Source organism: Pseudomonas sp. TH21 (assembly GCF_016651025.1).
GTDB classification, from domain to species: Bacteria; Pseudomonadota; Gammaproteobacteria; order Pseudomonadales; family Pseudomonadaceae; genus Aquipseudomonas; species Aquipseudomonas aylmerensis.
This window is the reverse complement of the sequence record NZ_JAEKEQ010000001.1, coordinates 814,297-835,381: the sequence shown is the minus strand read 5'-3', so window position 1 is coordinate 835,381 and position 21,085 is coordinate 814,297. Positions and strand designations below refer to the sequence as shown.

The 21,085-nt window shown below is 59.9% G+C and carries 17 protein-coding genes; 14 read left to right on the top strand and 3 right to left on the bottom strand.

Annotated elements, in window-relative coordinates; genetic code table 11:
* Nucleotides 1-58: 58 nt before the first annotated feature.
* The 9 genes from JFU04_RS03625 to JFU04_RS03585 all read left to right on the top strand — a co-directional run bounded on the left by JFU04_RS03625 (nucleotide 59) and on the right by JFU04_RS03585 (nucleotide 12,682).
* On the top strand, nucleotides 59-1,660 hold the full coding sequence (locus tag JFU04_RS03625) for an ABC transporter substrate-binding protein (protein WP_201143530.1): 1,602 nt from the start codon (nucleotides 59-61) through the stop codon (nucleotides 1,658-1,660).
* A gap of 258 nt (nucleotides 1,661-1,918) precedes the next feature.
* A complete protein-coding gene (locus JFU04_RS03620) occupies nucleotides 1,919-3,547 on the top strand; it encodes an ABC transporter substrate-binding protein (protein WP_065900641.1) in 1,629 nt (542 codons plus the stop codon).
* 305 nt (nucleotides 3,548-3,852) lie between these two features.
* Complete coding sequence (locus tag JFU04_RS03615; protein ID WP_065900636.1) at nucleotides 3,853-5,457, top strand: ABC transporter substrate-binding protein; 1,605 nt, start codon at nucleotides 3,853-3,855, stop codon at nucleotides 5,455-5,457.
* 171 nt (nucleotides 5,458-5,628) lie between these two features.
* Entirely contained in the window at nucleotides 5,629-7,044 is a 1,416-nt protein-coding gene (locus JFU04_RS03610) for an OprD family outer membrane porin (RefSeq protein ID WP_120447624.1), read from the top strand.
* Between the two features lie 80 nt (nucleotides 7,045-7,124).
* Nucleotides 7,125-8,723: an ABC transporter substrate-binding protein gene (locus JFU04_RS03605; protein ID WP_106805164.1), complete on the top strand. Its 1,599-nt coding sequence runs from the start codon at nucleotides 7,125-7,127 to the stop codon at nucleotides 8,721-8,723.
* 76 nt (nucleotides 8,724-8,799) lie between these two features.
* Nucleotides 8,800-9,810: an ABC transporter permease subunit gene (locus JFU04_RS03600; RefSeq protein WP_017739471.1), complete on the top strand. Its 1,011-nt coding sequence runs from the start codon at nucleotides 8,800-8,802 to the stop codon at nucleotides 9,808-9,810.
* Between the two features lie 10 nt (nucleotides 9,811-9,820).
* Complete coding sequence (locus JFU04_RS03595) at nucleotides 9,821-10,732, top strand: ABC transporter permease subunit (RefSeq protein WP_027604858.1); 912 nt, start codon at nucleotides 9,821-9,823, stop codon at nucleotides 10,730-10,732.
* 10 nt (nucleotides 10,733-10,742) lie between these two features.
* Nucleotides 10,743-11,711, top strand: a complete 969-nt coding sequence (locus JFU04_RS03590) for an ABC transporter ATP-binding protein (protein WP_024073411.1) — start codon at nucleotides 10,743-10,745, stop codon at nucleotides 11,709-11,711.
* Complete coding sequence (locus tag JFU04_RS03585) at nucleotides 11,711-12,682, top strand: peptide ABC transporter ATP-binding protein (RefSeq protein WP_025856265.1); 972 nt, start codon at nucleotides 11,711-11,713, stop codon at nucleotides 12,680-12,682. The genes JFU04_RS03590 and JFU04_RS03585 overlap by 1 nt, the downstream gene beginning before the upstream one ends.
* 129 nt (nucleotides 12,683-12,811) lie before the next feature.
* Here the strand turns inward: JFU04_RS03585 and JFU04_RS03580 are convergent, their stop codons facing one another.
* From JFU04_RS03580 to JFU04_RS03570, 3 genes are all read right to left on the bottom strand, one after another.
* Complete coding sequence (locus JFU04_RS03580; RefSeq protein ID WP_065900632.1) at nucleotides 12,812-13,078, bottom strand: hypothetical protein; 267 nt, start codon at nucleotides 13,076-13,078, stop codon at nucleotides 12,812-12,814.
* 97 nt (nucleotides 13,079-13,175) lie between these two features.
* The gene (locus JFU04_RS03575; RefSeq protein ID WP_065900630.1) at nucleotides 13,176-13,433 is read right to left on the bottom strand and encodes a hypothetical protein; all 258 of its coding nucleotides are present in this window, start codon (nucleotides 13,431-13,433) and stop codon (nucleotides 13,176-13,178) included.
* 571 nt (nucleotides 13,434-14,004) lie between these two features.
* A complete protein-coding gene (locus JFU04_RS03570; RefSeq protein ID WP_065900628.1) occupies nucleotides 14,005-15,588 on the bottom strand; it encodes a peptide chain release factor 3 in 1,584 nt (527 codons plus the stop codon).
* A 331-nt stretch (nucleotides 15,589-15,919) separates the two neighbouring features.
* Between JFU04_RS03570 and JFU04_RS03565 the strand changes: the two genes are divergently transcribed.
* The 5 genes from JFU04_RS03565 (at nucleotide 15,920) to JFU04_RS03545 (ending at nucleotide 21,043) form a co-directional block, all read left to right on the top strand.
* Complete coding sequence (locus JFU04_RS03565) at nucleotides 15,920-16,636, top strand: ABC transporter permease (protein WP_106805167.1); 717 nt, start codon at nucleotides 15,920-15,922, stop codon at nucleotides 16,634-16,636.
* Between the two features lie 20 nt (nucleotides 16,637-16,656).
* Complete coding sequence (locus JFU04_RS03560; protein WP_065900624.1) at nucleotides 16,657-17,550, top strand: glycine betaine ABC transporter substrate-binding protein; 894 nt, start codon at nucleotides 16,657-16,659, stop codon at nucleotides 17,548-17,550.
* An 11-nt stretch (nucleotides 17,551-17,561) separates the two neighbouring features.
* Nucleotides 17,562-18,215 (top strand): ABC transporter permease, encoded by a 654-nt coding sequence (locus JFU04_RS03555; RefSeq protein WP_065900622.1) that lies wholly within the window; start codon nucleotides 17,562-17,564, stop codon nucleotides 18,213-18,215.
* Complete coding sequence (locus JFU04_RS03550; RefSeq protein WP_065900620.1) at nucleotides 18,212-19,369, top strand: osmoprotectant ABC transporter ATP-binding protein OsmV; 1,158 nt, start codon at nucleotides 18,212-18,214, stop codon at nucleotides 19,367-19,369. The genes JFU04_RS03555 and JFU04_RS03550 overlap by 4 nt, the downstream gene beginning before the upstream one ends.
* A gap of 510 nt (nucleotides 19,370-19,879) precedes the next feature.
* Nucleotides 19,880-21,043, top strand: a complete 1,164-nt coding sequence (locus JFU04_RS03545; RefSeq protein WP_025856258.1) for a type III PLP-dependent enzyme — start codon at nucleotides 19,880-19,882, stop codon at nucleotides 21,041-21,043.
* Nucleotides 21,044-21,085: the final 42 nt, after the last annotated feature.

The window sequence follows — 21,085 nt, the reverse complement described above, 5'->3', positions numbered from 1 at the left end:
TCGGTTACCGCCGTTTTCGTTAGGACAGCGTTAGTTTCCTGCCACTTCAGGGGTCTCCATGGAAAGAATTGCTTTCAAACCGCTCCTCCTTGCCGCAGGCCTGCTGGCCTTTATGCCGATGGCCCACGCGGCCAGCACCCTGGTCTATTGCTCCGAAGCCAGCCCCGCCGGCTTCGATCCCAGCCAGTACACCAGCGGCACCGATTTCGATGCCTCTGCCGAAACTGTGTTCAACCGTTTGACCCAGTTCAAGCGTGGCGGCACCGAAGTCGAACCTGGCCTGGCGACGAGCTGGGATGTCTCCAAAGACGGCCTGACCTACACCTTCCACCTGCGCGATGGCGTCAAGTTCCACACCACCGATTTCTTCACCCCTACCCGCGACTTCAATGCGGATGACGTGCTGTTTACCTTCAATCGCCTGCTCGATGCCGACAGTCCGTTCCGCAAGGCCTACCCCTCCGAGTCGCCCTATTTCACCGACATGGGGTTGAACACCACGATCAAAAACGTCGAAAAACTCGACGAACACACCGTGCGCTTCAACCTCAACAACGTGGATGCCTCGTTCGTGCAGAACCTGGCGATGAGTTTTGCTTCGGTGCAGTCCGCCGAATATGCCGCCCAACTGCTGAAACAAGGCAAAGCCGAAGACATCAACCAGAAGCCCGTGGGCACCGGGCCGTTCGTGTTCAAGCGCTACCAGAAAGACTCGCAGATTCGCTACGTGGCGAATAAACAGTACTGGAAGCCCGAGGATGTGAAGCTCGACAACCTGGTGTTCGCCATCACCCCGGACGCCGCCTCGCGCCTGCAGAAGCTCAAGGCCGGTGAGTGCCAGGTCAGCGGTTACCCGCGCCCTGCCGACATCGAGGTGATGAAACAGGACCCCAACCTGCGCGTGCTGCAGCAAGCCGGTTTCAACCTGGGCTTCCTGGCCTACAACGTGACCCACCCGCCGCTGGACCAGCTCAAGGTGCGCCAGGCCCTGGACATGGCCATCGACAAGCCGGCGATCATCAAGGCCGTGTACCAGAGCGCCGGGCAATTGGCGCAGAACGCGTTGCCTCCGGCGCAGTGGTCTTATGACCCGAACATCAAGGATGCGCCCTACGATCCGACCAAGGCGCGGGCGCTACTAAAAGAAGCAGGGGTTGCACCGGGTACGACCATCAACTTGTGGGCGATGACGGTCCAGCGTGCCTCCAATCCGAATGCGCGCATGTCGGCGCAGATGATCCAGCAGGATTGGGAAAAGGTCGGCATCAAGGCCAATATCGTCAGCTATGAGTGGGGCGAATACATCAAGCGCGCCAAAAATGGCGAGCACGACGCGATGATTTATGGCTGGACGGGCGACAATGGTGACCCGGATAACTGGCTCGGCGTGCTCTACAGTTGTGCTGCGGTCAAGGGCAGCAACTACGCAAAATGGTGTAACCCGGCGTACGACAAACTGGTCCAGGAAGCGAAGGTCAGCAGCGACCGCGAGCAGCGCATCAAGTGGTATCAACAGGCGCAAAAAATACTTAAGGAACAAGTACCTATAACGCCTATTGCGAATTCGACGGTTTTCCAACCGCTGCGCAAGGAAGTGCGCGACTTCAAGATCAGCCCGTTCGGCCTGACGCCGTTCTACGGCGTGAGTCTAGATAAGTAACAGCAGCGCCCCAACCGAGTGCGCTAGACGCCTCGGCTGGGCTTTTCTGGTGCGCCTGTTGCACCGAAAAAACCCTCGAAATAGACGCAATTGTGTAGAAACTTTCATAATTGCGACATTCCTGTACGTTCGTACCACTGTTTCAGCCTCGCAACGGTTCAGCATCTTGCAATGGGTATGGCGCCTGCATAAGTATCCGCAGGCCGACTCACGAGGTCGCCCTCACCACCAAAAATGACAACAAATCATGAGGCCAACATGCTTAAACACGCAGTCCTTCCGTTATTAGTGAGCGCTGGCCTTATGGCCGCGGCCCCTTTCGCCCATGCGGCGACTAACCTGGTGTTCTGCTCCGAAGGGAGCCCGGCTGGTTTCGATCCAGGCCAGTACACCACCGGAACAGACTTCGATGCTTCGGCCGAAACCATGTTCAACCGCCTGACCCAGTTCGAACGCGGCGGCACCGCTGTGATTCCTGGGCTCGCCACCAGCTGGGACGTGTCCCCGGATGGCCTGACGTACACCTTCCACCTGCGCGACGGCGTCAAGTTCCACACCACCCCGTACTTCAAGCCGACCCGTACCTTCAATGCCGATGACGTGCTGTTCACGTTCAACCGCATGATCAACAAGGACGACCCGTTCCGCAAAGCCTACCCCACCGAGTTCCCGTACTTCACGGACATGGGGATGGACACCAACATCAAGAACATCGAGAAAGTCGATGACCACACCGTCAAGTTCACCCTTGGCACCGTGGACGCCGCTTTCATCCAGAACCTGGCCATGAGCTTCGCCTCGGTCCAGTCCGCCGAGTACGCAGCCCAACTGCTGAAGAACGGCACGCCGCAAGACATCAACCAGAAGCCGATCGGCACCGGTCCGTTCGTGTTCAAGAGCTACCAGAAAGACTCGAACATTCGCTACACCGGCAACAAGGACTACTGGAACCCTGCCGATGTGAAGATCGATAACCTGATCTTCGCCATCACCACCGACCCGTCGGTGCGTATCCAGAAGCTCAAGAAAAACGAATGCCAGATCACCTTGTTCCCGCGTCCGGCCGACCTCAAGGCGCTGGGCGAAGACAAGGACCTGAAACTGCCGCACCAGGCCGGTTTCAACCTGGGCTACATCGCCTACAACGTCATGGACAAGGTCAAGGGCAGCGACCAGCCGAACCCACTGGCGGACCTGCGCGTGCGCCAGGCGCTGGACATGTCGGTGAACAAGCAGCAGATCATCGACTCCGTGTACCAGGGCGCGGGCCAACTGGCCGTCAACGCCATGCCGCCAACCCAGTGGTCGTATGACACCACCATCAAGGATGCCAAGTACGACCCTGAGAAAGCCAAGGCGCTGCTCAAGGAAGCGGGCATCAAGGAAGGTACCGAGATCGTGCTATGGGCCATGCCGGTCCAGCGTCCGTACAACCCGAACGCCAAGCTGATGGCTGAAATGCTGCAGAACGACTGGAAGAAGATCGGTCTGAACGTAAAAATCACCAGCTATGAGTGGGGCGAGTACATCAAGCGCTCCAAAGGCGGCGAGAACCAGGCCATGATCATTGGCTGGAGCGGTGACAATGGTGACCCGGACAACTGGCTGAACGTGCTGTTCGGCTGCGACTCGCTGGCCGGTAACAACTTCTCCAAATGGTGCGACAAGAAATTCGATGGCATCGTGAAAGAAGCCAAGGCTACCTCGGATGTCGCCAAACGCACCGAGCTGTACAAGCAGGCGCAACATATCCTCAAAGATGCAGTCCCGATGACACCTATCGCGCACTCGACGGTGTATCAACCCATGCGCACCACCGTGCAGGACTTCAAGATCAGCCCGTTTGGCTTGAACTCCTTCTACGGCGTGAGCGTAAGCGGCAAGTAAGGATCACTGACGGCGACGTTTCATAACGTCGCCGTTATTGCATCCGCCTGGACCGTAGGAAACAGACCACGTTCGCAGTCGTTGCCTCCTACAGCAACGCACTGCGATACGCAGCTCTTTTGCCTACAAGGTCAGTCCGATTTTGCGCATTTACTGCGAAGTCCGCGACCCATAACGTCGTAGGACAGCAGAGGCTGCAATCTGGGAAAGGCACTTGCTGTGTGTGGGATCAGTGATGTCTCCCTGGCCGCAAGGCCTGGGTGATTGCTCGCTGATGACAACTACAAACAAGGATCGGGATCGTCATGCGCCATACCACCGTTCTATCCGCAATTTTCGGCACCAGCCTGCTGGCTGTCGCCACGCTGGGCCAGGCCGCCGACAAGAAGAGCCTGGTGTTCTGCTCCGAAGGCAGCCCGGCAGGGTTTGACACTGCGCAATACACCACCGCCACCGACAACGATGCGGCCGAGCCGCTGTACAACCGCCTGGTTGAATTTGAGAAGGGCGCGACTAATGTCGTACCTGGGCTGGCGACCAAGTGGGATATTTCCGAAGACGGCTTGACCTACACCTTCCACCTGCGTGAAGGGGTGAAATTCCACAGCAACAAGGAATTCAAGCCGACGCGCGATTTCAACGCGGACGACGTGCTGTTCACCTTCAACCGCATGCTTGACCCCGACCATCCGTTTCGCAAGGCCTACCCCACCGAGTTTCCGTACTTCAACGGGATGAGCCTGAACAAGAACATCGCCAAGGTCGAGAAAACCGGCCCGTACACCGTGGTGATGACGCTGAACACGGTCGATGCTGCCTTCGTGCAAAACATCGCCATGAGCTTCGCCTCGATCCTGTCGGCCGAATACGCCGACCAGTTGCTCAAGGCCGGCAAACCCAGCGACATCAACCAGAAGCCGATCGGCACCGGACCGTTCGTGTTCCAGCGCTACCAGAAAGATTCGCAGATCCGTTATGCCGGCAACAAACAGTACTGGGACCCGAGCAAGGTCAAGCTCGATCAGTTGATCTTCGCCATCAACACCGACGCCTCGGTGCGCGTGCAGAAGCTCAAGGCCGGCGAATGCCAGGTCACCCTGCACCCGCGCCCGGCGGACGTGGAGGCCCTCAAGGCCGACCCGAACCTGCAACTGCTGACCAAGCCTGGCTTCAACCTCGGCTATATCGCCTACAACGTGCGCCATAAGCCGTTCGACCAGCTCGAAGTGCGCCAGGCGCTGGACATGGCGGTAAACAAGCAGAGCATCCTGAATGCCGTGTACCAGGGCGCGGGCCAATTGGCGGTCAACGCCATGCCGCCGACGCAGTGGTCCTACGACGACACCATCAAGGACGCCGCCTACAACCCGGAAAAGGCCAAGGAACTGCTCAAGGCTGCCGGTGTGAAGGAAGGCACCGAAATCACCCTGTGGGCGATGCCGGTGCAACGGCCGTACAACCCCAACGCCAAGCTGATGGCCGAGATGCTGCAAAGCGACTGGGCCAAGATCGGCCTCAAGGTCAAGATCGTCAGCTACGAATGGGGCGAATACATCAAGCGCACCAAGAACGGTGAGCACGATATCAGCCTGATCGGCTGGACCGGCGACAACGGTGACCCGGACAACTGGCTGGGCACCCTCTACAGCTGCGACGCCATCGGCGGGAACAACTACTCCATGTGGTGTGACCCGGCGTACGACAAGCTGATCAAGCAAGCCAAGGTCGTCACCGACCGAGAACAAAGGACTGTTCTGTACAAACAGGCGCAGCAACTGCTCAAGCAGCAGGTGCCGATCACGCCGGTCGCCCACTCGACGGTCAACCAGCCGTTAAGCGCCAAAGTCGAAGACTTCAAAGTGAGCCCCTTCGGCCGCAACGTGTTCTCGGGCGTCAGTATCAACCCATAAAAAAATAACCGGATGCAGGGGAGCGAAACTCGCTCTCCGGCAAACGTGCAGCCTTTTGTTGGGAATTTTCCTACGGCAAACGTTTGCAATAGCTTGAACGAGTTACACACCCAATAGCCGGATCACCAAAAAAGACCGGCATAAAAAAGAGAACCAAAGGAGCTTCAACCCATGAAACTGAGCAGCAAAGCGCTTCTGGCCCTGGCCATCAGCAGCATCACGGCTACCGCCTTCGCTGAAACCCAAAGCCAGGATTTCGTACCTACCACGTTGGCCGGCACCAGTGCTCAAAGCGAGGCCAAAGGCTTTATCGACGGTCAAAGCCTGGGCGGTACAACCCGTAACTGGTACTCCAACGAAATGAAATTTCGTGGCCAGAAGTTCGGTTATTACAAAAGTGAAGCCGATAAAGCCAATGATGTAAGCACCAGGGTTTCTCGCCGCTACAACTGGGCCCAAGGCACCATCCTCAACTACACCTCGGGCTTCACCCAAGGCACAGTTGGCGTGAGTACCGAAGTCGCCGCTTACAACTACATTGCGCTCGACCGTGACCAAAAAGACATCGCAGGCGGTTCCAACCGTACCCTGGCTCACTCCTTCGGTGACGCTGTAGGCCAGTGGAGCAAGCTGGGCTTGGCTAACGTCAAGTTCCGCGTGTCCAACACCACCTTGACCGCCGGTCGCCAGAACTTCAGCAGCGGAATCATCGACACCATCGGCAACCGTGCCCTGCCTTCGAGCTTCGAAGGTGTGAGTTTCAACAGCGAAGAGTTCAGCAACCTGTCGTTCCAGGGTGGCATCTTCGATCGCGTTTCGCCGCGTACCGAACAAAGCCTGTCGAAATTCCGTTCCGAGTACGGCAACGGCCAAGAGACCGACAAGGTCAAGACCCTGGGTTTCAACTACCAGCCGTTCAAGAGCCTGAAAACCAGCGTTTTCGCGGCTAACGTCGAAGACTTCTGGAACCAGTACTACTTCGGTGCCACCCACGAATTGGGTGATGCACAGACCCTGGCACTGACCACCGGCCTGAACTACTACAAAACCACCGACACCGGCAGCAAGAAGATGGGCAAGATCGACAACGACACTTACTCGTTGTCCCTGGGGCTGACCCACCAGGCCCACAGCCTGACCTTCTCGTACCAGGAAGTTAATGGTGACGAGTACTTCGACTACCTGCACGAAACCAACGGCATCTACCTGGCCAACTCCCTGACTTCTGACTTCAACAGCCCGAACGAGAAGTCTTTCCAGGTCGCCTACGCCATCAACATGGCCGAATACGGCGTGCCAGGCCTGAAGTTCAACGTCTACTCGGCACGCGGCTGGGGCATCGACGGCACTCACTACAACGGCACCGCCTACGGTACTGCCGGTGATAGCCGCAGCGACCTGCGCCTGATGGACGGCGAGAAACACCAGGAATACGGCGTTGGCACGTCCTACGCGATTCAGAGCGGCCCACTCAAGGCCACCACCATCCGTGGCACCTACGTGACTCACCGCGCCAGCGCACAACAGGCTGACGGCAACATCAAAGAGTTCCGCCTGGTCACCACCATCCCGTTCAACATTCTTTAATTAGCACCAGGTAAACGGCGGGCTCAGGACGAGCCTGCCGTCTACGCTTGTCTGGTCCCATCGATTGCAGAGGGCTCTGAATGAAAATGCTCCCGCTACAAGCCGCCATTGCCGCTGCGCTGTTGAGCGTGGCGATCGGCGTTTCGGCCAAACCGCTGGTAGTCTGCACCGAAGCCAGCCCGGAAGGCTTCGACCCGGTCCTGTACACCACGGCCGTCACCGCTGATGCCGCCGCTGAAACCCTGTTCAACCGCCTGGTGGACTTCAAGCCCGGCACCACCGAAGTGATCCCCGCGCTGGCCAAAGACCTGCCGCAGATCAGCGCCGATGGCCTGACCTACACCTTTCACCTGCGTGACGACATCAAGTTCCACACCACCGACTACTTCAAACCCACGCGCAACATGAACGCCGACGACGTGCTCTGGAGCTTCCAGCGCCAGCTGGACCCGAATCACCCGTGGCATAACAAGTCCCTCGTGGGCTACCCGTACTTCGAAAGCATGGGCTTCAAGGAACTGCTCAAGAGCGTGGAAAAGACCGACGATCACACCGTCGTCTTCACCCTGACCCGCCCTGAGGCACCGTTCCTGGCCGACCTGGGCATGGCATTCTCTTCAATCCACTCGAAGGAATACGCCGACCAGTTGCTGAAATCCGGCAAGACCGAAGACCTCAACGCCAAGCCCATCGGCACGGGTCCGTTCGTCTTCAACCGTTATCAGAAAGACGCCCAGGCGCGATTCAAGGCCAACCCGGACTACTTCCGCGGCAAACCAGCAGTCGACCCGCTGATCCTGGCGATCACCACCGATAACAACGTGCGCCTGCAGAAGCTCAAGGCCAACGAGTGCCAGATCGCGCTGTTCCCCAAGCCGGATGACATTCCAAGCATCAAGCAAGACCCGAACCTGAAAGTCGACGAACTGGCGGCGATGACCACCAGTTACACCGCGTTGAACACCACTCACAAATACATGAGCGATGCGCGTGTACGTCACGCGATCAACATCGCGTTCGACAAGACCGGCTATACCGAAGCCCTGTTCGGCAAAGGCAATGCGGTGGTAGGTACTGGCCCTTATCCGCCGACCTTGCTGGGTTTCAGCGACAAACTGAAGAACCCGCCCCGTGACCTGGACAAGGCCCGCGCCCTGCTCAAGGAAGCCGGCGTACCGGAAGGCACCGAGTTCACCCTGTTCACCCGTAACGGCGGCGGCCCGACCAACCCCAACCCGATGCTCGGCGCCCAGCGCATGCAGGCGGATCTGGCGCAGATTGGCCTGAAGATCAACATCAAAGTCATGGAATGGGGCGAGATGCTCAAGCGCGCCAAGAACGGCGAGCACGACATGGTTTCGGCTGGCTGGGTCGGTGACAACGGCGACCCGGACAATTTCCTGACCCCAAACCTGAGTTGCGATGCTGCGAAAAACGGCGAAAACTACGCCCGCTGGTGTAACAAAGAGTTTCAAGACTTGATCGACAAGGCACGCGCCATCGCTGAACCCGGCCAGCGCGCTGCACTCTATGAACAAGCACAGGACGTTTTCGAGAAGGACCAACCATGGCTTCCCATGGCTTACCCGAAACTGTTCACCGCCATGCGCAAGAACGTAGAAGGCTTCACCCAAAGCCCTCTGGGGACAAATAACTTCGCCACCACCCAGGTGAAGTAAATAAGAAAAACGCTCGGCGCCTTCGCTATTGAAGGCGTCGAACCTGCCTAACCGGCTGATTGAGGTACACAACAAGATGTTTAGTTTTATTGCCCGCCGACTGGGGTTACTGATCCCCACGTTTTTCGGCATCACGTTGCTGACGTTTGCGTTAATTCGCATGATCCCTGGCGACCCCGTAGAAGTCATGATGGGCGAACGCCGCGTCGATCCCGAGATGCACGCACAGGCAATGGAACGCCTTGGCCTTAACAAGCCGTTGTATGCGCAATACCTGGACTATGTCGGCAAGCTCGCCCAGGGCGACCTTGGCGAATCGCTGCGCACCCGCACCAGCGTGTGGACCGAGTTCACCGCGCTTTTCCCGGCGACCCTGGAACTGTCCATGGCCGCCCTGTTGTTCGCCGGCATCCTGGGCCTGTTGGCCGGGGTGATCGCGGCACTCAAGCGAGGATCCCTGTTCGACCATGGGGTGATGGGCATCTCCCTCGCGGGATATTCGATGCCGATCTTCTGGTGGGGCCTGATCCTGATCATGTTCTTCTCGGTAAGCCTGGGCTGGACCCCGGTATCCGGGCGTATCGACCTGCTCTACGACATCGAGCCGCGCACCGGCTTCATGCTGATCGACACCCTGCTGGCTGACGAGCCGGACGCGTTTTTCGACGCCCTGCACCACCTGATCCTGCCGGCCATCGTGCTGGGCACCATCCCGCTGGCGGTGATTGCGCGGATGACCCGTTCGTCGATGCTCGAAGTGCTGCGCGAAGACTACATCCGCACCGCCAAGGCCAAAGGCCTGTCGCCGGCGCGCGTGGTGTTCGTGCACGGCCTGCGTAACGCGCTGATCCCGGTACTGACCGTGGTCGGCCTGCAAGTCGGCACCCTGCTGGCCGGTGCGGTCCTGACCGAAACCATCTTCTCGTGGCCCGGCATCGGCAAATGGCTGATCGAAGCCATTGGCGCGCGGGACTACCCGGTGGTGCAGAACGGCATCCTGTTGATCGCCTGCCTGGTGATCCTGGTGAACTTCGTGGTGGATATCCTCTACGGCTTCGCCAACCCACGCATCCGTCACCAGCGCTGAGATCATGACCATGACCACACCTACTCAAGTGTCAGCAGTCGATCAGAGCCTGCTGTACCCGTCCCCGTACAAAGAATTCTGGCAAGCCTTTTCCAAGAACAAAGGCGCGGTTGCCGGCCTGCTGTTCATGTTGCTGATCGTGTTCTGCGCGATCTTCGCCCCCTGGGTGGCCCCGCATAACCCCAGCGAGCAATACCGTGACTTCCTGCTGACCCCGCCATCGTGGCTGGAAGGCGGGCAGATCCAGTTCCTGCTCGGTACCGATGAACTCGGCCGCGACCTGCTTTCGCGCCTGATCCAGGGCTCGCGCCTGTCCTTGCTGATCGGCCTGTCGTCGGTGGTGATGTCGCTGATCCCGGGGATCCTGCTGGGGCTGTTCGCCGGGTTCTTCCCGCGCTTGCTCGGCCCGACCATCATGCGCCTGATGGACATCATGCTGGCCCTGCCGTCGCTGCTGCTGGCGGTTGCCATCGTCGCGATCCTCGGCCCTGGCCTGATCAACACCGTGATCGCGATCGCCATCGTGTCGCTGCCGTCCTACGTCCGCCTGACCCGCGCTGCGGTGATGGGCGAGCTGAACCGTGACTACGTGACCGCCGCCCGCCTCGCCGGTGCCGGCCTGCCGCGCCTGATGTTCATCACCGTGCTGCCCAACTGCATGGCACCGCTGATCGTCCAGGCCACCCTGAGTTTCTCTTCGGCGATCCTCGATGCCGCGGCCCTGGGCTTCCTCGGCCTTGGCGTCCAACCGCCAACCCCTGAGTGGGGCACCATGCTGGCTTCGGCCCGTGACTACATCGAACGCGCCTGGTGGGTGGTGAGCTTGCCTGGTTTGACCATTTTGCTCAGCGTGCTGGCAATCAACTTGATGGGTGACGGCCTGCGCGACGCGCTGGACCCGAAACTCAAGAACGCCGCCTGAGGAGATTCCCATGTCACTGTTAGAAATCAAGAATCTCAACGTGCGCTTCGGCGACAAGACCGCCGTACCGGTGGTCGATGGCCTCGACATTTCCGTCGACAAAGGCGAAGTACTGGCAATCGTTGGCGAGTCGGGCTCGGGTAAATCCGTGACCATGATGGCGCTGATGGGCCTGATCGAGCACCCCGGCATCGTCACCGCCGACGCGCTGAACTTCGACGGCAAGGACATGCTCAAGCTGAGCAACCGCCAGCGCCGCCAGATCGTCGGCAAGGACCTGGCAATGGTGTTCCAGGACCCGATGACCGCGCTGAATCCCAGCTACACCGTGGGCTTCCAGATTGAAGAAGTACTGCGCCTGCATCTGAAAATGTCCGGCAAGCAAGCGCGCAAGCGGGCCATCGAACTGCTCGAAAAGGTAGAAATCCCAGGCGCTGCCAGCCGTATGGATGCCTACCCGCACCAACTGTCCGGCGGGATGAGCCAGCGTGTGGCCATCGCGATGGCAATTGCCGGCGAGCCGAAACTGCTGATCGCGGATGAGCCGACTACCGCCTTGGACGTCACCATTCAAGCGCAGATCATGGACCTGCTGCTGGCCCTGCAGAAAGAGCAGAACATGGGCCTGGTGCTGATCACCCACGACCTCGCGGTCGTGGCCGAAACCGCCCAGCGCGTGTGCGTGATGTACGCCGGCCAGGCCGTGGAAGTCGGCCAGGTACCGCAACTGTTCGACATTCCGGCGCATCCGTACAGCGAAGCGCTGCTCAAGGCGATCCCCGAGCACAGCCTCGGCGCCACGCGCCTGGCCACGCTGCCGGGTATCGTGCCCGGCCGCTATGACCGTCCGCAGGGTTGCCTGCTGTCGCCACGCTGCCCGTACGTACAGGAAAGCTGCCGCCAGACCCGCCCGGGCCTGGACCCTAAATCCAACAGCCTTGCACGCTGCTTCTACCCCTTGAACCAGGAGGTGGCGTAATGGCCGTCGTTCTTACCGCCCGCGACCTGACCCGTCACTACGAAGTGTCCCGTGGCCTGTTCAAGGGCCACGCCACCGTGCGTGCCCTCAATGGTGTGTCCTTCGAGCTGGAAGCCGGCAAGACCCTCGCCGTGGTCGGCGAGTCGGGTTGCGGCAAGTCCACCCTGGCCCGTGCACTCACGCTGATTGAAGAGCCGTCGTCGGGCTCGTTGAAAATCGCCGGCCAGGAAGTCGCCGGTGCCGACAAAGCCCAGCGCAAGCAATTGCGCAAAGACGTGCAGATGGTGTTCCAGAGCCCGTACGCCTCGCTGAACCCGCGCCAGAAGGTCGGTGATCAACTCGGCGAGCCGTTGTTGATCAACACCAACCTGTCCGCTGCCGAACGCCGCGAGAAAGTGCAGGCGATGATGAAGCAGGTGGGCCTGCGCCCCGAGCATTACCAGCGCTACCCGCACATGTTCTCCGGTGGCCAGCGCCAGCGCATCGCCCTGGCCCGGGCGATGATGCTGCAGCCCAAGGTGCTGGTGGCGGACGAGCCGACTTCGGCACTCGACGTGTCGATCCAGGCCCAGGTGCTCAACCTGTTCATGGACCTGCAGCAGGAGTTCAACACTGCCTACGTGTTCATCTCCCACAACCTGGCAGTGGTGCAGCATGTGGCCGACGACGTGATGGTGATGTACCTCGGTCGCCCGGTGGAAGTGGGCCCCAAGGAAGATATCTACGCCCGCCCCTTGCACCCCTACACCCAGGCGCTGCTGTCGGCGACCCCGACGATTCACCCGGACCCGAACAAGCCGAAGATCAAGATCGTCGGCGAGCTGCCCAACCCGCTGAACCCGCCGCCGGGCTGCGCGTTCCACAAACGCTGCCCATATGCGACCGCGCGATGCAGCACCGAAGAGCCGCAATTGCGGGCGCTGGATAACCGTCAGGTGGCCTGCCACTACGCGGAGCAATTCGTCGCCTGAAATCATCCGTGCCCTGCACGGAAATGATAAAGGCCGTGGGGGGTTAGCCCAGGGCCTTGCAGAAGTTGTACCGCCCCACCTGTCGGATTGCGCATCAGTCCGGCAGGCGGGGCTTTTTTTTACTTCGACTTACGTATCGCTGTCACCGTCAGCATCGGCGTCATCGTCGTCTGGTGGGGCTTGCTGGTCGTCATCATCCTTGGAGCCGCCCTGGCCTTCATCACCCGGCTCGGACTCGCTCTTGGCCAGCTGCAAGCCACCCGCCTGCGCCGTCTTCGCCGCTACAAACCCTGGGGCCTGGCTCTGCACGGCCGTACTGGCCCACGCAGAGGACGCGCCCAGCGACAACATCACCAGCACTTTCAGCAGCAGCACTAAACGTTGAAAAATACTCATGGTCGATTTCCGTCCAGTCAGTGAATCACGTGCGCCGGCGTTCGACCGTCGCTGTGAATTAAGCTAGTTCCGATCCTGGGTTTGCGCCACTCGCGCTTCAGGTATCACCGTCGTCATAGGTTTCACTGTCTTCCCCTTCGTTGTAGGGGTTTTCTGCATCCTCCTTGGGCGCCGGCTGGGCCTGTGGCTGCCAGCCGCCCGAGTTGACCTCGTTCTGCTTTTTCTTGGTCACCGGTCCGGTGTCCTTCCACTGGGGCGTGCCCGCGTCCGCCAGCGTCGAGGTGTACGCCAGGGTAGTGGACACGCCCAAGGCTCCCAGCAGCACCAGTTGGATGGCGCGTTGAGTTATACGCAAGGTCCTCTCCTGATCCGTCGGTGAGTGGGTGAAGTAGTTCAAACGCTAGACTGAATGTGGGCTTCTCGCCAATCGCCCTGACAGATGAAAAGCAACGGCGGGCACCCGATTCAGCCCCCCACCCTGTAGGTGCTAGGCCTCCACAAATAAGTGTGGGAGCTGGCTTGCCTGCGAAAGCGTTGGGTCAGCCAGCCCATTTATCACTGACACACCGCTTTCGCGGGCAAGCCCGCTCCCACATTGGAACTGCGCCAGGCACAGGATTCAGGCCCCCACAAATAAGTATGGGAACTGCGCCAGGCACAGGAATCAGGCCACACACAATAAGTGTGGGAGCTGGCTTGCCTGCGAAAGCGTTGGGTCAGCCAGCCTATTTATCACTGACACACCGCTTTCGCGAGCAAGCCCGCTCCCACATTGAAACTGCGCCAGGCACAGGATTCAGTCCCACACAAATAAGTGTGGGAACTGCGCCAGGCACAGGATTCAGGCTTCCCACCCTTAGCTTTATGCCACCCACAAAAAAGGGCAAAGCCATGACAGCTTCGCCCTTCTCTTTACCACTCAGACCTTAATGATGCTCACGGGTCGCGCGGAATTTCACGTCCGGCCAGCGCTCTTCCATCAGCGCCAGGTTGACCCGGGTCGGGGCCAGGTAGGTCAGGTGGCCGCCGCCATCGACCGCGAGGTTTTCCACGGCCTTGTTGGAGAATTCCTCCAGCTTCTTCTTGTCGCTGCAATCGATCCAGCGCGCGGAGTACACGGTGATCGGCTCGTAGGAGCATTCGACCTTGTATTCCTCTTTCAGGCGGCTGGCGACCACATCGAACTGCAGCACACCGACGGCGCCAAGAATGATGTCGTTGCTGCGCTCGGGGAAGAACACCTGGGTGGCGCCCTCTTCCGCCAGTTGCTGCAGACCTTGGCGCAGTTGCTTGGATTTCAGCGGGTCACGCAGGCGTACGCGGCGGAACAGTTCCGGGGCGAAGTGCGGGATACCGGTGAAGCCCAGGGTTTCGCCTTCGGTGAAGGTGTCGCCGATCTGGATGGTGCCGTGGTTGTGCAGGCCGATGATGTCGCCGGCGTAGGCTTCTTCGAGCTGTTCACGCTCGGAGGAGAAGAACGTCAGCGCGTCGCCGATGCGCACGTCCTTGCCGGTGCGCACGTGGCGCATCTTCATGCCTTTTTCGTATTTGCCGGAGCAGATGCGCATAAAGGCGATGCGGTCGCGGTGCTTGGGGTCCATGTTCGCCTGGATCTTGAACACGAAGCCGGAGAATTTCTCTTCCACAGGCTCCACTGTGCGCTCGTTGGCCACACGGGCCAAGGGACGCGGCGCCCAGTCGACAACAGCGTCGAGCACGTGGTCGACACCGAAGTTGCCCAGGGCGGTCCCGAAGAACACCGGGGTCAGCTGGCCGTCGAGGAATTCCTGCTGGTTGAACTCATGGCAGGCGCCCTGCACCAGTTCCAGCTGGTCGACAAAGCGGTCGTACTCGTCACCCAGGTGGGCGCGGGCTTCGTCGGAATCAAGTTTCTCGATGATCTTGGTTTCGGTGCGCTCGTGACCGTGACCGGCGGTGTAGACAATGATGTAGTCGTCGGCCAGGTGGTACACGCCCTTGAAGTCGCGGTAGCAACCGATCGGCCAGGTGATCGGCGCGGCCTTGATCTTGAGGACCGCTTCGATTTCATCGAGCAGTTCGATCGGGTCGCGGATATCGCGGTCGAGTTTGTTGATGAAGCTGACAATCGGCGTGTCCCGCAGGCGGCACACGTCCATCAGCGCGATGGTGCGTGGCTCGACGCCTTTACCGCCGTCGAGGACCATCAGGGCCGAGTCCACCGCGGTCAAGGTGCGGTAGGTGTCTTCGGAGAAGTCTTCGTGGCCCGGGGTGTCGAGCAGGTTGACCATGTGGTCGCGATACGGGAACTGCATGACCGACGTGGTAATGGAAATACCACGCTGCTTTTCCATCTCCATCCAGTCGGATGTCGCATGGCGGTCGGATTTGCGCGACTTCACCGTGCCGGCCACAGCGATTGCCTTGCCCATCAGCAGGAGCTTCTCGGTGATGGTGGTTTTACCGGCATCGGGGTGGGAAATAATGGCGAAAGTGCGGCGTTTCGCGACTTCGGCGGCCTGGTGGGTCATGGGAAATCGCCTGGCAGGTGAGTCAAAAAAGGGCGGCGAGTATAGCGCAAACCCAGGGTCACGGACCACCGTTCACCCCATTGGGGGTGGCTAAATGCTGCCAAGTGTGGAACCTTTTAAAAGGTAGAGACGTCCACTCCCCTGCTGCCGCACTCGTAACAGGGGCTGAAAAATCAGCAAGTTAGCCTGACGAGGCTGCGCTCATGGCTCGAATACATACCGCATTGCCGGTATCGACGAGCTGCTTTTCGCGACCCTATTCGCCGACAGCCAGGAATGGCATTGCCGCTCGGAAATGTGGTCGCCGACAAAAGAAAAAAGGAGTCCGCCTGTGGCTATTCGCTATGGCAAAGGGCTGATAGGAGGAGCGGTTGTCGTCGCTCTCCTGGCCCTGCTGGTCCACTGGATCGGCATCAACACGATCGAACTGTACCGCGACGATTTGTTGTTTTACCTGCAAGCTCATCTGATCCTCGTTCTTGTCTCCATGCTGGCCGCCCTGATTGTGGGCATCCCCGCCGGTATCCTGCTCAGTCGACCGACTATGGTCGGGCGCGCAGAACGCTTCATGCAGATCTTCAACATCGGCAACACCGTCCCTCCCCTGGCCGTACTGGCCATCGCCCTCGGCGTCCTCGGCATCGGCAGTGGCCCGGCTATCTTCGCGCTGTTCCTCGCCTCCCTGTTGCCCATCGTGCGCAATACCTACGAAGGCCTGAAAAACGTTCAAGGCTCGCTGAAAGAAGCCGCCACCGGCATCGGCATGACGCCGCGCCAGGTGCTGTTTCGCGTGGAATTGCCCAACGCCGTGCCGATCATCATCGGCGGTGTGCGCGTGGCCCTGGCGATCAACGTCGGTACCGCGCCGCTGGCCTTCCTGATTGGCGCCAACAGCCTGGGCAGCCTGATTTTCCCCGGCATCGCCCTGAACAACCAGCCGCAATTGCTGCTTGGCGCCGCGTGCACCGCGTTGCTGGCATTGCTGCTCGACGGTCTGGTGACCATGGCCAGCCGCCTCTGGCTGGAACGCGGGTTGCGTCCGTCTTAAGGCTTGGCAAAGGAAATCACATGAAAAGACTGACCCTGATATTGAGCTGCGTCCTGCTGTTTGCAGGCATTGCGCAAGCTGCCGAAAAACCGGTGATCCGCATCGGCGCCCGAGTGTTCACCGAACAGACCCTGCTCGCCGAAATCACGTCCCAGTACCTGCGCACCAAGGGCTACGACGCCCGCGTGACCGGCGGCCTGGGCAGCAACCTGGCACGCAGTGCCCAGGAAAGCGGGCAACTGGACCTGATCTGGGAATACACCGGCGTGTCGCTGGTGGCCTACAACCACGTCGACGAGAAACTCGACAGCGAACAGTCCTACGCCCGGGTGAAAGAACTCGACGCGAAAAAAGGCTTGGTCTGGCTCTCGCCGTCGAAATTCAGCAACACCTACGCATTGGCACTCCCCGAGAACGTGGCCAAGGAATTCCCGCAGATCAACAGCATCAGCGACCTCACCCAAGCCCTTGCGGAAAAAACCAAAGGCACGCGCCTGGTCGCCCTGGACACCGAATTCGCCAACCGTTCCGACGGCATGGCGGGCATGGTCAAGCTGTATGACATGAACCTCACGCGCAAAAACACCCGGCAGATGGACGCCGGCCTGGTCTACACCGCCCTGCGTAATGGCCAGGTGTTTGCCGGTTTGGTCTACACCACCGACGGTCGCCTGAACGCCTTCAAATTGAAGCTGCTGGAAGACGACAAGCACTACTTCCCGGACTACACCGCAGCGCCGGTGGTGCGTCAGGTTTATCTCGACGCCCACCCTGAGTTGGCCGCCGACCTCAAGCCGCTGGCCGCCCTGTTCGACGATGCAACCATGCGCGAGCTGAACGCGCGGGTCGACGTCGAGCATGAAAGCCCGTCCGCCGTGGCTGCCGACTTCCTGCGCCAGCACCCACTCAACTAAGAGGAGAAGACATGGAATTCCTGAACGCCTTTTCCCATCTTGATTGGGCACAAGTCCTGCACCTGACCTGGCAGCACATTACCCTCGTGGGGATCGCCGTACTGCTGGCGATCTTTATCGGCGTGCCCCTGGGCATCCTGATGACCCGCTTCCCGACCCTGGCCGGCCCGCTGCAAGCCAGCGCCACGGTGCTGCTGACCGTGCCGTCGATCGCCCTGTTCGGCCTGCTGCTGCCGTTCTACTCCAAATTCGGCCAGGGCCTGGGGCCGATGCCGGCGATCACCGCCGTGTTCCTCTACTCCCTGCTGCCGATCATGCGTAACACCTACCTGGCCCTGACCGGCGTTGAACCGGGCATTCGCGAGGCCGCCCGCGGCATCGGCATGACCTTCGGACAGCGCCTGCGCATGGTCGAGTTGCCCATCGCCGTGCCGGTGATCCTTGCCGGTGTGCGCACCGCCGTGGTGATGAATATCGGCGTGATGACCATCGCCGCCACCATCGGCGCCGGTGGCCTGGGTGTACTTATTCTGGCTTCCATCAGCCGCAGCGACATGTCGATGCTGATCGTCGGCGCCGTGCTGGTCAGTCTCCTGGCCATCTTCGCCGACCTGCTTCTGCAATGGCTGCAACGCTCGCTGACTCCAAAAGGACTGCTCAAATGATCGAACTTCAAAACCTGACCAAGACTTTTCAAAGCAACGGCAAGACTGTTTCCGCCGTCAACGACGTAAGCCTGACCGTCAACGAAGGCGAGATTTGCGTATTCCTCGGCCCCTCGGGCTGCGGCAAGAGCACCACGTTGAAAATGATCAACCGCCTGATCAAGCCCACCTCGGGCAAGATCCTGATCAACGGCGAAGACACTACCGACCTTGATGAAGTGACCCTGCGCCGCAACATCGGCTACGTGATCCAGCAGATCGGCCTGTTTCCCAACATGACCATCGAAGAAAACATCGTGGTAGTGCCCAAGCTGCTCGGCTGGGACAAGCAGAAATGCCATGACCGCGCCCGCGAGTTGATGAGCATGATCAAGCTGGAACCCAAGCAGTACCTGCACCGCTACCCGCGCGAGCTGTCGGGCGGCCAGCAACAGCGGATCGGCGTGATTCGCGCTTTGGCGGCCGATGCGCCGCTGCTGCTGATGGATGAGCCGTTCGGCGCGGTCGACCCGATCAACCGCGAGATGATCCAGAACGAGTTTTTCGAGATGCAGCGCGCGCTGAACAAGACCGTGATCATGGTCAGCCACGACATCGACGAAGCCATCAAGCTGGGCGACAAGATCGCCATCTTCCGCGCCGGCAAGCTGCTGCAGATCGACCACCCGGACACCCTGCTGGCGCATCCGGCCGACGAGTTCGTCAGCAACTTCGTGGGCCAGGACAGCACCCTCAAGCGCCTGCTGCTGGTGAAGGCCGAAGACGCCGCCGACAACGCCCCGTCGGTGAGCCCGGAAACCCCGGTGGCCGAGGCCCTGGAGTTGATGGACGAACATGACCGCCGCTACATGGTGGTCACCTGCGCCGAGAACAAGGCGCTGGGTTATGTACGACGTCGCGACCTGCACCGTCAGACCGGCACCTGCGGCCAGTACCTGCGCGAGTTCAACGCCACGGCGGCGTATGACGAGCATTTGCGCATCCTGTTGTCGCGCATGTACGAGTTCAACCGCTCGTGGCTGCCGGTGATGGATGCGGAGCGGGTATTCCTCGGCGAGGTGACCCAGGAGTCGATTGCCGAGTACCTGAGTTCCGGCAAGTCGCGTGGCGGCAAGACCAGCATCGTCTCCCCTGCGGAAACTGCGCTGGCCTGATAAACCTGCCTCTGTGGCGAGGGGGCTTGTCCCCCGTTGGGCTGTGTAGCAGCCCCAATGAACTCCGCGCGTTTTTTTATACAAAACGCGGGGGCAGGATTTGGGGCCGCTACGCAGCCCAACGGGGACAAGCCCCCTCGCCACAAAAGCCCTCGCCGACCAGCCGTTTTCCTTGCAAATTGCCCCTCCCGGGGAACATCAATCCGTCACACCTGTCGGTTACATAAGTAGCTGCACGCCATCGCGCGACGAACGCGTGCAAAAACGCGACATTTTTAGTTGATCTATGGCCCCTCACGTCCTAAAGTTCGCGCCGAACGTCCATGCTGGAAACGATCCATCCGGCTCAAGTACTGACGACGAGACAGCAAGGCCAAGGGAAGCGGTTATTCCCATGGCCTTTTTGCTTTCGGCGACATGCCTTGGGAAGTAGGCGAACCAAAGTGGGGATACGGAGGACGTTCATTTGCACCCATTGATCAATACAGTTTGCCCTTAGGAGTTCCCAGCATGTCGATCAACGTCGAAGATTATTTCGCGCGCGCCACTTTTGACAAAATGAAGGCGTTCGCCGACAAGCAAGAAACCCCGTTCGTGGTGATCGACACCGCGATGATCAGCCAGGCCTACGATGACCTGCGCGCCGGTTTCGAATTCGCCAAGGTGTACTACGCCGTCAAGGCCAACCCGGCCGTCGAGATCATCGACCTGTTGAAAGACAAAGGGTCGAGCTTCGACATCGCCTCGATCTACGAGCTCGACAAGGTGCTCGGCCGCGGCGTCAGCCCGGACCGTATCAGCTACGGCAACACCATCAAGAAATCCAAGGACATCCGCTACTTCTACGAGAAGGGCGTGCGCCTGTTCTCCACCGACTCCGAAGCCGACCTGCGCAACATCGCCAAGGCCGCGCCGGGCTCGAAAGTCTATGTGCGCATCCTCACCGAAGGCTCGACCACCGCAGACTGGCCTCTGTCGCGCAAATTCGGCTGCCAGACCGACATGGCCATGGACCTGCTGATCCTTGCCCGTGACCTCGGCCTGGTGCCTTACGGCATCTCCTTCCACGTCGGCTCGCAACAGCGTGACATCAGCGTGTGGGACGCGGCGATCGCCAAGGTCAAAGTGATCTTCGAGCGCCTCAAGGAAGAAGACGGCATCCACCTCAAGCTGATCAACATGGGTGGCGGCTTCCCGGCCAACTACATCACCCGTACCAACAGCCTGGAAACCTACGCCGAAGAGATCATTCGCTTCCTCAAGGAAGATTTCGGTGATGACCTGCCGGAAATCATCCTGGAGCCGGGCCGTTCGTTGATCGCCAACGCCGGCATCCTGGTCAGTGAAGTGGTACTGGTGGCACGTAAATCGCGCACCGCCGTCGAGCGTTGGGTGTACACCGATGTGGGCAAATTCTCCGGCCTGATCGAGACCATGGACGAAGCCATCAAGTTTCCGATCTGGACCGAGAAGAAAGGCGAGATGGAAGAAGTGGTCATCGCCGGTCCTACCTGCGACAGCGCCGATATCATGTACGAAAACTACAAGTACGGCCTGCCGCTGAACCTGGCGATCGGTGACCGCCTGTACTGGCTGTCGACCGGTGCCTACACCACCAGCTACAGCGCGGTTGAGTTCAATGGCTTCCCGCCGCTGAAGTCGTTCTACGTCTGATCATCCCGCCCGGGAACGATCACCCTCTGTAGGAGCCGGCTT